Source organism: Mycobacterium sp. Root135, assembly GCF_001426545.1.
Lineage (GTDB): Bacteria > Actinomycetota > Actinomycetes > Mycobacteriales > Mycobacteriaceae > Mycobacterium.
Genome location: NZ_LMEZ01000009.1, coordinates 528,804 through 541,884 on the forward strand (window position 1 = coordinate 528,804; position 13,081 = coordinate 541,884).

Here is a 13,081-nt window from a genome sequence, read left to right on the forward strand (position 1 = left end):
ACCCCGTGGCGAACTATCCCGTGTTGCCGATCAATTCGACTCCGTTGCCGTTCCACCGGAACCGCACCACGCTCTTGAGCTTGCTGGTCTCGTTGAGGTACATCAGCGCGATGGTGTCGCCCGTCGTCGCGGTGTCGTCGATGCCGTTGAAGCCGTAGGTGTCCGGAACGCCGGTGGGGATCACCTTGCCAAGGTGGAACAACACGGCGCGGGTGTTCGGGTTGTCGGCGTTGGTGTTCGCCTTGATGACGATCGCCGACAGCGGCGCGCATTCGTTGTAATTGCCCGCCAACGGCTCGGGGCTCCACGGTTGGCCACTCCGAGGGTCCTTCGGCAGTTCGGACACGGCCTTGGCGATCTCCGGTGCGGCCAGGTCGACGGCACAGGGATCGGCGGGCGCCGGCGCCGGGGACGGACCGGCGGCGACCGTCGGGGCAGGAGCGGGTGCGGCCGTCTGAGCCGGGGGGACGGTGGCTTCCGGGGTCTTGGAGACGGTCGAATCGCTCGCCCCGCAGCCGGCGAGTGTCGCCACCGCGGCCAGGACTGCGAACCACCGATGCACCCTCACTGGTCCCTTCACGCTGCGCCACCGTACCGGCTATTCGTGTGCACGCGGGGACGACATGAGGGAGAGAGCTGCATTTACCCGTAGACTGCCACCTCGATGAGCTCTGAAGACTCCGACGCGACTGGCGCCGACATAACCTTTGCTGACCTGCAGATTCACCCGGCGGTGCTGCGGGCCCTCGCCGACGTCGGCTACGAGTCGCCGTCGGCGATTCAGGCCGCGACGATTCCGGCGATGATGGCCGGCTCCGACGTGGTCGGACTTGCGCAGACCGGCACCGGCAAGACCGCCGCGTTCGCGATCCCCATCCTGTCCCGGATCGACACCACCAGCCGCACCACGCAGGCCTTGGTGCTCGCCCCGACGCGCGAGCTTGCACTGCAGGTCGCGGAGGCTTTCAGCCGCTACGGAGCGCACCTGCCGGTGAACGTGCTTCCGGTCTACGGCGGCTCGTCCTACGGTCCGCAGCTGGCCGGCCTCAAGCGCGGCGCGCAGGTCGTCGTCGGCACCCCCGGCCGGGTGATCGACCACCTTGAGAAGGGCAGCCTGGACGTCTCGCACCTCGACTACATGGTGCTCGACGAGGCCGACGAGATGCTGCAGATGGGCTTCGCCGAGGACGTCGAGCGGATCCTCGCCGACACCCCCGAGTACAAGCAGGTGGCCCTGTTCTCGGCCACCATGCCGCCCGCGATCCGCAAGATCACCTCCAAGTACCTGCACGATCCCGTACAGGTCACTGTGAAGTCGAAGACGGCGACCGCGGAGAACATCTCGCAGCGCTACATCCAGGTGGCCGGACCGCGGAAGATGGATGCGCTCACCCGATTGCTCGAGGTCGAGCCGTTCGAGGCGATGATCGTGTTCGTCCGCACCAAGCAGGCCACCGAAGAGGTCGCCGAAAAGCTGCGCGCCAGGGGATTCTCCGCCGCGGCCATCAACGGTGACATCGCCCAGGCCGTCCGTGAGCGCACCATCAGTCAGCTCAAGGACGGGACGATCGACATCCTGATCGCCACCGACGTTGCGGCGCGTGGTCTGGACGTCGAGCGCATCTCCCACGTCCTCAACTACGACATCCCGCACGATCCGGAGTCCTACGTGCACCGCATCGGGCGCACGGGTCGGGCCGGGCGCTCCGGCGCGGCGGTGCTGTTCGTCACACCGCGCGAGAAGCATCTGCTCAACTCCATCGAGCGGGTGTCCCGGCAGAAGCTCGTCGAGTCGCAGCTCCCGTCCGTCGACGACGTCAACGACAAGCGCGTCGAGAAGTTCCGCGAAGCGATCACCGAGGCGCTGAACGCCCCCGGAATCGAGTTGTTCCGCAAGCTGATCGAGGACTACGAGCGCGACCACGACGTGCCGACGGCCGAGATCGCCGCGGCCTTGGCGGTGCAGAGTCGCGGTGGTGGCGAGTTCCTGATGACCGAGCCGCCGCCGGAGAAGCGCCGCGAGCGTCCGGACCGCGACTCGACCGGTGAGGGCGGCCCGCGCAAGCGGCGCGACAACGTCCGAAGTGACCTCGCCACCTACCGCATCGCGGTCGGCAAGCGGCACAAGGTCGGTCCGGGTTCCATCGTCGGCGCGATCGCCAACGAGGGTGGGTTGCACCGCAGCGACTTCGGCCACATCACCATCAAGATGGACCATTCGACGGTCGAGTTGCCTGCGAAGCTGTCCAATGAAACCTTGAAGAAGCTCGCGAACACCCGTATTTCGGGTGTGCTCATCGATCTCAAACAAGATCGTCCAGGTCGAGAGGGTCCGAGTCACCACCACAAGCCGAAGTGACGGAGCGCGACACTGACGTTGGCGGCCTCGAGTCGGCAAGCCGGGGCAGAGTCGCCTCACTAACCGGCGTTCGCGCGGTCGCCGCGATACTCGTGATGTTGACCCACGCCGCGTACACGACGGGCAAGTACACCCACGGCTACGCGGGATTGATCTACTCCCGCATGGAGATTGGCGTCCCGATCTTCTTCGTGCTGTCCGGCTTCCTGCTGTTCGCGCCGTGGGTGCAGGCGGCCGCCGACGGTCGCCCTGCGCCGTCGGTCAGCCGATACGCGTGGCATCGGGTTCGGCGAATCATGCCCGCCTATGTCGTCACGGTGCTCGCGGCGTACCTGGTGTATCACTTCCGTACTGCGGGGCCGAATCCCGGCCACACGTGGATTGGGTTGTTTCGCAATCTGACCCTGACGCAGATCTACACCGACGACTACCTGTATTCGTATCTGCACCAAGGCCTTACACAGATGTGGAGCCTCGCCGTCGAGGCGGCGTTCTACGTCGCCCTTCCGTTCTTGGCCTATCTGCTGTTGGTGGTGGTGTGCCGCAGGCAGTGGCATCCGGTGCGCCTGATCCTCGGACTGGTGGCGTTGGCGTTCGTCAGCCCGGCCTGGTTGACGCTGGTGCACACCACCGAGTTCCTTCCCGACGGTGCGCCGCTGTGGCTGCCGACGTATCTGACGTGGTTCCTCGGCGGAATGCTGCTCGCGGCGCTGCTGCCCCTCGGCGTGCGTGCGTACGCGGTGATCTGCATACCGCTGGCGATTGCCTGCTATCTCATCGCGTCGACGCCGATCGCCGGGGCGCCTACGACGTCACCCGCCGAGCTCCGGGAGGGCTTGGTCAAGACGGTCTTCTACGCGGTCATCTCGACGCTGGTGGTGGCCCCGCTGGCGCTACGGGGGCACGACGGAGCGCGCGGGTGGTATCAGCAGTTCATGGCGAGCCGGCCGATGGTGTTCCTCGGCGAAATCTCCTACGAGATCTTTCTGATTCACCTCGTCACCATGGAATTGGTGATGGTCGAAATCCTGCGGTTCCCGATCTACACCGGCTCCATGTGGTGGTTGTTCGTGGTCACGATGATCGTCACCGTGCCGCTGGCGTGGCTGCTGCACCGCGTGACCCGGGTGCGGACGTAGCCACCGCCCGCCACGCCAATTGAGTTAGGGTTACCTAAGTCGATTGGAGACGTCATGGCCGAACACAAGACATCCCGCGGATTTACCGGTGCGCTCGTAAAGCTCTGGCGCGGAGGCGATTACGCCCTGACGGTCACAGGTCGCACCGAGGTGACGCCGAACTACCTCCGCCTGCACTTCCTCGCCAAGGAGTTGCTCGCCGAGCGCCCGATCCATCCGACGATGTGGGTCCGCGGCTGGTTCCCCGACGGCAACAAGTCACATCAGCGGGGCTACACGCTGGTCAACCCCGATCCCGAGGCCGGGACGCTGGACGTCGAGTTCGCCATGCACGACGGACTGGCGACGGCCTGGGCCAGGGCCGCCACACCTGGCGACACCCTCGAGGTCACGGTCCTCGGAAGCAACTTCACCCTCCCGGAACCCGCGCCCGCGGGTTACGTCGTCGTCGGTGACACGGCGTCGTTGCCGGCGATCAACTCGCTGCTCGACGCCAAAGCCCGGGCGAGCGAAGCGACGGGGAGTGGCACCGACGTGCCGGCCAGGGTCTTCCTCGAGTCCTCCCACGACGACGACCGCGAACTCCCCGTCACCGGGGGCGACGTCACGTGGGTCGACCGCAAGAACGGCGGCGAGGCGTTGGTCGAGGCCGTCCGATCGTCGGCCTTCCCGGCGCCCGACCACTTCGGCTGGGTGGCCTGTGACAACCGCACCACCCGGGCGGTCGCCAAGATCCTCCGCGAGGACTACGGAATACCTCGCAAGGCCGTCAAGGCGCAGGCCTACTGGGCGGGCTGACGCCCACTCGAGTCAAGATCAACTCCGGCGAGGAATGTCCCGCGGGGAGGGCAGCAGGCGCCTACGCTGTGGCCCATCGCCGCAGCGCGGCGGTCCCTTCGGCGAGCGGACGGCCCCATGACTGCTACGGAACGGGCGCAGGTTCGGCGCGACATTCTGCCGATCCCCGACGTCGCCCAGGTCGGCCTGACGACCTACGACGCGAAGGACCCGGACACCAGCTATCCGCCGATCAAGGACGTGCGTCCGCCCGACGGCGCGCCCAACGTGCTCGTCATCCTGATCGACGACGTCGGCTTCGGCGCCAGCAGCGCGTTCGGCGGCCCGTGTGAGACGCCCAACTTCGAGAAGCTCGCGTCAGGAGGGTTGAAGTACAACCGTTTTCACACCACGGCGTTGTGTTCCCCGACGCGGCAGGCGTTGTTGACCGGCCGCAACCACCACTCCGTCGGCATGGGGTGCATCACCGAGGCTGCCACGGCAGCACCGGGTTACAGCTCGGTGCTGCCGAACACCAAGGCGCCTCTGCCGCTGACGCTGAAGCTCAACGGCTACTCCACGGCGCAGTTCGGCAAGTGCCACGAGGTGCCCGTCTGGCAGGCCAGCCCGGCGGGGCCGTTCACCGCCTGGCCGAGCGGAGGAGGCGGCTTCGAGTACTTCTACGGTTTCATCGGCGGTGAGAACAATCAGTGGGATCCGGCCCTCTACGAGGGGACGACGCCGATCGAGCCGCCGAAGACCGCGGCCGAGGGATACCACCTGACCGAGGACCTGACGGACAAGGCGATCAGCTGGGTGAGCCAGCAGAAGGCGCTCCTGCCCGACAAGCCGTTCTTCATGTACTTCGCGCCGGGGGCCACCCACGCGCCGCATCAGGTCCCCGCCGAGTGGATCGAGAAGTACCGGGGCAAATTCGCCCATGGCTGGGATCGCCAGCGCGAGATCACCTTCGAACGCCAGAGGGAACTCGGCGTGATTCCGGAAGACGCCGTACTGACCCCGCGCCACGCGGAGATCCCGGCCTGGGACGACATGGACTCGGCATTGCGGCCCGTGTTGGAGCGTCAGATGGAGGTCTATGCCGCCTTCATGGAACACACCGACCATCACGTCGGCCGCTTGCTCGACGCGCTGGGACCGGTGCTCGACGACACGTTGGTCTACCTCATCGTCGGTGACAACGGAGCCTCGGCGGAGGGCACGCTGCAGGGTGCGTTCAACGAGATGGCGAACTTCAACGGAATGGCCGCCATCGAGACCCCCGAATTCCTGCTCTCCAAGCTCGACGAGTTCGGTGGGGAGGGTTCCTACGGGCACTACGCGGTGGGATGGGCCTGGGCGATGGATACGCCCTACCAGTGGACCAAGCAGGTCGCGTCGCACTGGGGTGGCACCCGCAACGGAACGATCGTGCACTGGCCCAACGGCATTCAGGCCGAGAGCGGGCACCGTAACCAGTTCGCCCACGTGATCGACTTCGCCCCCACCGTCCTGGAGGCCGCGGGCATCCCGTCCCCGACGTTGGTCAACGGCGTCATGCAGAGCCCGTATGAGGGTACGAGCATGCTCTACAGCTTCAACGACGCCGACGCCCCCGAACGCCACCAGACGCAGTACTTCGAAATGTTCTGCAACCGCGGCATTTACCACCAGGGGTGGAGTGCGGTCACCAAGCACCGCACCCCCTGGGAGATGGGCGGGGCGGTGATGCCGGCCTTCGACGACGACGTGTGGGAACTGTACGACGGAAACTCCGATTGGACCCAGGCCAACGACCTGTCCAAGGAACTGCCCGACAGGCTCCACGAGCTGCAGCGACTCTGGCTGATCGAAGCGGTCAAGTACAACGTCCTCCCGCTGGACGACCGTCAGATCGAACGGTTCATTCCCGACCTCGCGGGGCGGCCCACCCTCATCAAGGGCAACACCCAACTGCTGTTCGGAGGCATGGGTCGACTGTCGGAGAACAGCGTCCTCGACATCAAGAACAAGTCCTTCGCCGTCACCGCCGACCTCGACGTGCCCGAGGACGGCGCGCGGGGAGTCGTGATCGCGCAGGGCGGTCGATTCGGCGGGTGGGCCTTATACGCCCACGAAGGGCGTGCCACGTTCTACTACAACGTCCTTGGCATCACGTCCTCCAGGATCGACGCCACGGCCCCGATACCGACGGGCAAGACGCAGCTGCGTGCCGAATTCGCCTATGACGGTGGTGGAATGGGCAAGGGTGGCACCGTCACGCTATTCTACGACGGCACCGACGTCGGCACCGGTCGAGTCGACCTGACCCAGGGCGTCGTCTTCTCCGCCGACGAGACCACCGACGTGGGGCGTGAGACCGGCACCATGGTCAGCCCCGACTACACCCACGGCTCGAGTCGATTCAACGGCAAGATTGCCTGGGTGCAGATCGATCTCGGTGAGGACGCCAAGGACGCCGACCACTACGTCGACCCCGAGGAACGCTTCCGCGTCGCGATGGCCAGGCAGTAGTCAGCGGACCCGGTTGCCATTGGTGGCCACGTCGGCGACGGCGGGGAGCACGAACTCCTCGAGCATCCGTCGTTCGTCGGCAGCGTCGCGACCGGGAAACGTCAACAGCGACACGATGATTCGCACCAGCCAGCGGGCGCGCGACTCGACGTCGTCGACGCCCAGTGACGCGAGGAACGACGTGGCCATGGCCTCGATGACCTCGGACCGGTCGGCCATTTCGCCGCCGATCGGGCGCTCGGTGGTGGCGAACCACGCTGACAGGGAGGGGCTTTCGCGAACACTGCTCAGCGTCACCAGGACGGCCTCGAGCAACCGTTCGCGCGGATCGGTGATCCCCGCGATGCGGTCACCGAGTTCGCGGAACACCCGGTGTGCCTCACGGTGCACGTAGGCGGTGTGGAGGGCGTCGCGGTTCTCGAAGTAGCGGTACAGCGTTGCGCGTGAACACCCCGCCGCCGTCGCGACGTCGTTCATGCCGACGCGCGCGGCGCCGTGCCGGGTGAACAGTGCTTCGGCCGCGTCGAGAATCCGGTCGGCGGCAGCCTCGACTCGTCGCTCACCAAGCCAGTCCGCCATCTCAGCCGACCCGGAAGGGCATCGACAGCGGTCGGCGCACGTAACTGCCTCCGGCCCAGACGATGTCGTCCTCGTCGACCGCGAAGTCGGGGATGACGGACAGGAGCTCCTCGAGAGCGACGCGCGACTGCATGCGTGCAGCCGCGGCGCCGAGGCAGTGGTGCGCGCCGTGGCTGAAGGTGAGGATGTTCCGGGGCTTGCGGGTCACGTCGAGGTCTTCGGCGTCGGGACCGTACTGGCGGTCGTCGCGGTTGCCGGAACCGTAGAGCAGCATCGCGCGCCGCCCCTGCGGAATGGTGGTGTCGCCGATGGTCACGTCGCGGGTCACCGTGCGGCCCAGCATCTGGACCGGCGAGGTGAGGCGCAGGAATTCGTCGACGGAATCGCTTATCAGCGAGGGATTCTCGACGAGGAGTTGGCGTTGGTCGGGCCGCTGATGCAGCAGCTGCACCGAACCGCCGAGCATGCCGGTGGTGGTGTCGTTGCCGCCGGTGACCATCGTGAAGGCGAACGCCAGAATCGACAGCACGCCCGCGACGTCGCCGTCGGCCCCGATCCCGGCCGCCACCAGGTGGGAGATGGTGTCGTCCGAGCCATTCAGCGGTTGGACGCGTCGGCGTTCGATCAGGGCCGTGAAGTACTCCATCATCTCCCCGAGGGTGTCCAGTGCTCCGACGATGCCGCCGTCGGCGGTGTTGGCGGCGACGATGGCCTCGGTCCACCCGTCGAACCTGTCGCGGTCGGCCTCGGGCACTCCGAGGTAATGGGCGACCACCATCGACGGTAGCGGCTTGAACAGTTCGGCCACGACGTCGCCGCCGCCGTTGGCACGTAGTCGCTCCACCCGCTCGCGCACGTACTGGCGCACCGACGGTTCTACGGATTCCACCTGGCGCGGCGTGAATCCGCGGGACACGAGCTTGCGAAACTCGGTGTGCCCCGGTGGGTCTTGCATGACCATCGGCGGGTTGTCCACCAGGCCAAGCACTTCCAGCTCACCGTAGTTGACCGTCAACCCGTGGGCCGACGAGAACGTCTGGTGGTCGCGGGCGGCAGCGAAGACGTCGGCGTGCCGCGACAGCACGTAGTAGTCGTGGTCCGGCGCGCCCTCGGGGACCACGTGGTGCACCGGGTCGTGGTCGCGCAGCGACCGGTACATGGGCCAGGGGTCGGGCCAGGTGGCCGCCGTGGCGAGTTCGAAGCGAACCTCGGAATGAGACATCACGGTCGACATGTCTCATGATTGCGACACGTCAGCTCTCATGTCAACCGTCGAGCGCGCCGACTTCTGCGCCAGGGTCGCCACATGTCGCGGATCGCCGCCCTCGCGCAGAACTCGCGGTAAGGCCGGCGAGCTAGAGGGCCGCGCCGGGGTTGAGGATGTCGTCGGGGTCGAGAGCCTTCTTGATGCGACGGTTGAGCTCCATCGCCTCGGGCCCGAGGTAGCCGGCCAGCCACGGTCGCTTCAGCCTGCCGACGCCGTGCTCTCCGGTGATGGTGCCGCCCAGCCCGACGGCGAGGTCCATGATCTCGCCGAATGCGGTCTGTGCGCGGGCGGCCTCGTCGGCGTTGGACGGATCGAACACGATCAACGGATGGGTGTTGCCGTCACCGGCGTGCGCGATCACCGAGATCATCAGCTGGTGCTGCTCGGCGAGCTTCTCGACACCCGCCACCAGGTCGGCCAGCGCAGGCAGCGGCACGCCGACGTCCTCCAGCAACAGTGACCCCTTCGCCTCGACCGCCGGGATCGCGTAGCGCCGCGCCGCCACGAAGGCGTCTCCCTCGTCGGGGTCGGACGTCGAATAGACCTCCGTCGCACCGGCTTCGGTGAACACCCGCGCCATGTACTCGGCGTCCTCCGAGCCGGCGGGACCGCGGTCGTCGGACGCCGCGACCATCATCGCCGCGGCGTTGCGGTTGAGCCCCATCTTCAGTTTGTCCTCGACGGCGTTGATGGCGACCTTGTCCATGAACTCCAGCATCGACGGCCGGATCTTGCCGGTGATGGTGACGACGGCGTCGGCGGCGGCCGCGACGTCGTCGAACGACGCGACGACGGTGCAGCCGCGATGCTGGGTGGGTAGCAGCTTGAGCGTCACCTCGGTGACGATGCCGAGCGTGCCCTCGCTGCCGACGAACAGCTTGGTCAGGCTCAGTCCCGCGACGTCCTTGAGGCGCGGACCGCCCAGCCGGACGGCGGTACCGTCGGCCAGCACCACCTGCAGACCGAGGACGTAATCGGTTGTAACGCCGTACTTCACGCAGCAGAGCCCGCCGGCGTTGGTGGCGATGTTGCCGCCGATGCTGCATATCTCATACGACGAGGGGTCTGGCGGATACCACAGGCCGTACTCGGCGACGGCCTTCTTCACCTCGGCGTTGAACAGGCCCGGTTGCGTGACGGCGGTCCGCGTCACGGGGTCGACGGTGATGTCACGCATGCGTTCGGTCGACAGCACGATCCCGCCGTCCAGCGCCGTCGCGCCTCCGGATAGCCCGGTGCCTGCGCCGCGGGGGACCACGGGTACGCGATGGGCGGTGGCCCAACGCATTACGGCTTGCACCTCTTCGGTGCGGCGCGGTCGGACGACCGCCATTGCGGTGCCCGCGTTGGGGTCGGCGGCGCGGTCGTGCCGGTAGGACGCGACGATGTCGGGGTCGACGACGACGGTGCCCTCGGGCAGTTCGGCGATCAGGTCAGCCAGCATGTCAGCGCTCACGGGTTCGATGCTACGAGTCTCACGGCACCATCCACGACAAGACCGGCGAGGCCTGCAGCGCCGACAACGCGCAGAGGACGAGCAGGAAGCCGAGACTCCAGAGGACCACCCTGCGGAAGATCTCGCCTTCCTTGCCGTTGAGCCCGACCGCCGCCGCGGCGATGGCCAGGTTCTGCGGGGAGATCATCTTGCCGAGCACACCGCCGGAACTGTTGGAGGCGGCCATCAGAACCTCGGAGAGCCCGGCTTGGTTCGCGGCGGTGACCTGCAGGGCGCCGAACAACGAGTTCGCCGACGTGTCGGAGCCGGTCACCGCGACGCCCAGCCAGCCGAGGATCGGCGACAGCAGCGCGAACGCCGAGCCGGCCCCCGCCATCCAGGTGCCGAGGGTGATGGTCTGGCCGGACACGTTCATCACGAAGGCCAGCGCCAGCACCAACATCACCGTCAGGATCGCCCACCGCAACTGGTGCAGCGTCACCCCGTAGGCCTTGACCGCACGTGGCACCGAGAGCCGCAGCACGACCATGGTCAGCACGCCCGCCACCAGCATTTGCGTGCCGGGTGTGGTGAGCAGGTTGAGAGAGAACTTGGCGAGGCTCAAGGGGTCGCCGTCGGCGTCCACCGCGTCGAGGCCGGGCCAGTTGAAGGTGATCGTGGCGCGGTCCAGCAGCTTCTTTACGACGCTGATCTGGCAGACGACGAAGACGGCGATGATGATCCCGTAGGGCGCGTACGCCTTGACCACGTCGGCCCTGGAATCGGTGACGTCGGCATCGTCAGGCAGGTCGTCAGGTCGGTCATCCGGCCCCTCGGCCGTCCCCGAGGCGCCGACCCGCGCGGTGACGTCGGCGGTGCGGGCCGGACGCCGGACTCGAACCATGACGACCACCGCCGCGGCGGACGCCAGCGCCGCCACCACGTCGGCCAGCGGCACGGACACGAAGTTGGAGGTGGCGTACTGCGCGACGGCGAACACGATGCCGCAGACCAGCGCGACGAGCCAGGTCTGCCGGAGGCCGTGCCGACCGTCCACGATCGCCACCAGGGCCAGCGGAACGAACAGCGCGAGCAGTGGCGTCTGGCGACCGATCATCGCGCCGAGCGTGTCGACCGGGAGTTCGGTGACCCTGCCGAGGGTGATGATCGGGGTGGCCATCGCGCCGAAGGCGACCGGTGCGGTGTTAGCGACCAGGGCGAGCACCGCGGCCTTCATCGGCTGAAAGCCCAACGCCATCAACATCACCGAGGTCACGGCGACCGGGGTGCCGAAGCCGGCCAGCGCCTCCATCAGCGCGCCGAACGAGAAGGCGATGATGATCGCCTGGACGCGTTGGTCGTCGCTGACGCTGGCGAACGATCGCCGCAGGACGTCGAAATGGCCCGTCTCGACGGTCATCTGGTACACCCAGATGGCGTTGATGACGATCCAGAGGATGGGGAAGAAGCCGAAGGCTGCGCCCTCGGTGCCGGCGAGCAACGCCTGGCCGACGGGCATGCCGTAGACGACGATCGCGATTGCCAGCGACACCGCCAGCGAGATCAGCGACGCCACCCACGCGGTCATCTTGAGCGCGCCGAGCAGGACGAACAGCAGCAGCAGCGGGATGGCTGCCACCACCGCGCTCCAGGCGAGCGAGCCGGCAACGGGATCGAGAACTTGCTGATACACGGCGACCTCGATTGTGGTGTGTGTCACATCAGAGGGTGGGGTTACCCAAACCGGTCAGTCGGAAACCGCGGAATCACGGATTGCGGTCCAGGTGCCGCAGCGCCGGCAGGAAGATCGCCGCCAACCCGAGCAGCAGCATCGGCAGCGACAGGGCCAGGAACGTCGCGTGCAGGCCCGCGGTGTCGGCGAGCGGACCGGCGACGATCAGCCCGAGCGGTCCCGCCGCGTACGCCAGCGAGCCCATCACCCCGACCACCCGACCGCGCAGGTGCGCGGGCGCCTGGGTCTGCATCACGTAGTTGTAGATCGGGGCGATCGGCCCGTAGACGAACCCGACGACGGCGCAGAGCACCAGGATCACCGGCAGCGGCGGCAGGAAGGCGATGACGGTCATCGCCACCCCGAGCACCAGCAGCGCGACGAGCATGATCGTCCGACGGTTGGAGTACTTCGACATCGCCGCGTAGCCGAGTGCGCCGACCAGTCCGCCCACGCTCAGCGCCACCAGCACCCACCCGAGGTGCGCGGGCTCGCTGCGATCGGTGAAGTACTTGGGGAACAGCACGCTCTCCATCGGCATGTACAGGCCCGTGGCGGTGAGGTCGATGAACGCCAGCGTGCGCAACACCGGGGTGTTCCAGACGAACTTGAGACCCTCGACGACGCCCGCCCAGACCTGGGGCATGTGCTCGCGATTGGGGACGCCGGCCCCCTCGAGGCGCAGCACCGCCACGGCGGAGATGGACAGCACGAAGGCACCGGCGGTCACCCACATGGTGTCGACGCCGCCCAGGGTGGCGATCAGGAGGCCTCCGACGCCGGGTCCGACGATGTAGGCGAGGTTGAACACCGCTTCGTAGACGCCGTTGGCGTGGTCGAGCGTCCAGCCCGCCCGTTGGGATGCCTCGGGAAGCATGGTCTCGCGCGCCGTCATGCCGGCCGGATCGAAGAATGCGCCGAGTGCGGCCAGCGCGGCCAGCACCGTCACGTTGATCGCGTCGGCGCCGAAGGTCAGCGCGATCACCGGGACCGCGGCAACCGACAGGGCGGACAGCGCGTCGGAGATCATCGACACCCGCCGGCGCCCCAGGTAGTCGACCGCGGCGCCCGCCATCAGGGTGGCGATCAGCAGCGGAAGCGTCCCCGCCAGGGCCACGATCGAGGCGTCGACCGCGGAACCGTTGCGCTGCAACACCAGCCACGGAAATGCGACGAGGGAGATTCCGTTGCCCGCCCCGGCGGTCAGTGCCGCGAAGAAGATCAGGAAGAGGGGGCGCCGGGTGGTGTTGATCATGGGTTATCGGGGCTGAATCTAACA

At 67.3% G+C, this 13,081-nt stretch carries 10 protein-coding genes; 4 read left to right on the top strand and 6 right to left on the bottom strand.

All coding sequences use genetic code 11. The features are described from left to right. Positions 1–13: 13 nt before the first annotated feature. Positions 14–580: an LppP/LprE family lipoprotein gene (locus tag ASD37_RS28235; RefSeq protein ID WP_235568580.1), complete on the bottom strand. Its 567-nt coding sequence runs from the start codon at positions 578–580 to the stop codon at positions 14–16. 84 nt (positions 581–664) lie between these two features. Here ASD37_RS28235 and ASD37_RS28240 point away from each other — a divergent pair, with 84 nt between their 5' ends. The 4 genes from ASD37_RS28240 (at position 665) to ASD37_RS28255 (ending at position 6,789) form a co-directional block, all read left to right on the top strand. After that, positions 665–2,359: a DEAD/DEAH box helicase gene (locus ASD37_RS28240; RefSeq protein WP_056559685.1), complete on the top strand. Its 1,695-nt coding sequence runs from the start codon at positions 665–667 to the stop codon at positions 2,357–2,359. After that, positions 2,356–3,498, top strand: a complete 1,143-nt coding sequence (locus ASD37_RS28245) for an acyltransferase (protein ID WP_056559689.1) — start codon at positions 2,356–2,358, stop codon at positions 3,496–3,498. The genes ASD37_RS28240 and ASD37_RS28245 overlap by 4 nt, the downstream gene beginning before the upstream one ends. Before the next feature lie 54 nt (positions 3,499–3,552). Beyond that, complete coding sequence (locus ASD37_RS28250) at positions 3,553–4,296, top strand: siderophore-interacting protein (protein WP_056559692.1); 744 nt, start codon at positions 3,553–3,555, stop codon at positions 4,294–4,296. A 117-nt stretch (positions 4,297–4,413) separates the two neighbouring features. Continuing rightward, positions 4,414–6,789, top strand: a complete 2,376-nt coding sequence (locus ASD37_RS28255; protein ID WP_056559695.1) for an arylsulfatase — start codon at positions 4,414–4,416, stop codon at positions 6,787–6,789. On the opposite strand, the gene ASD37_RS28260 is transcribed toward ASD37_RS28255, so the two are convergent. The 5 genes from ASD37_RS28260 to ASD37_RS28280 form a co-directional block, all read right to left on the bottom strand. Then, positions 6,790–7,368 carry a TetR/AcrR family transcriptional regulator gene (locus ASD37_RS28260; protein ID WP_056559699.1) on the bottom strand — a complete coding sequence of 193 codons (579 nt, stop codon included), beginning with the start codon at positions 7,366–7,368 and terminating at the stop codon, positions 6,790–6,792. 1 nt (position 7,369) lies between these two features. Continuing rightward, positions 7,370–8,602, bottom strand: a complete 1,233-nt coding sequence (locus tag ASD37_RS28265) for a cytochrome P450 (protein ID WP_056559702.1) — start codon at positions 8,600–8,602, stop codon at positions 7,370–7,372. A 121-nt stretch (positions 8,603–8,723) separates the two neighbouring features. Next, a complete protein-coding gene (locus ASD37_RS28270) occupies positions 8,724–10,091 on the bottom strand; it encodes an FAD-linked oxidase C-terminal domain-containing protein (RefSeq protein WP_156721146.1) in 1,368 nt (455 codons plus the stop codon). A 19-nt stretch (positions 10,092–10,110) separates the two neighbouring features. Further along, the gene (locus ASD37_RS28275; protein ID WP_056560040.1) at positions 10,111–11,763 is read right to left on the bottom strand and encodes an L-lactate permease; all 1,653 of its coding nucleotides are present in this window, start codon (positions 11,761–11,763) and stop codon (positions 10,111–10,113) included. Between the two features lie 73 nt (positions 11,764–11,836). Further along, positions 11,837–13,057, bottom strand: a complete 1,221-nt coding sequence (locus ASD37_RS28280) for an MFS transporter (RefSeq protein ID WP_056559708.1) — start codon at positions 13,055–13,057, stop codon at positions 11,837–11,839. Positions 13,058–13,081 lie beyond the last annotated feature (24 nt).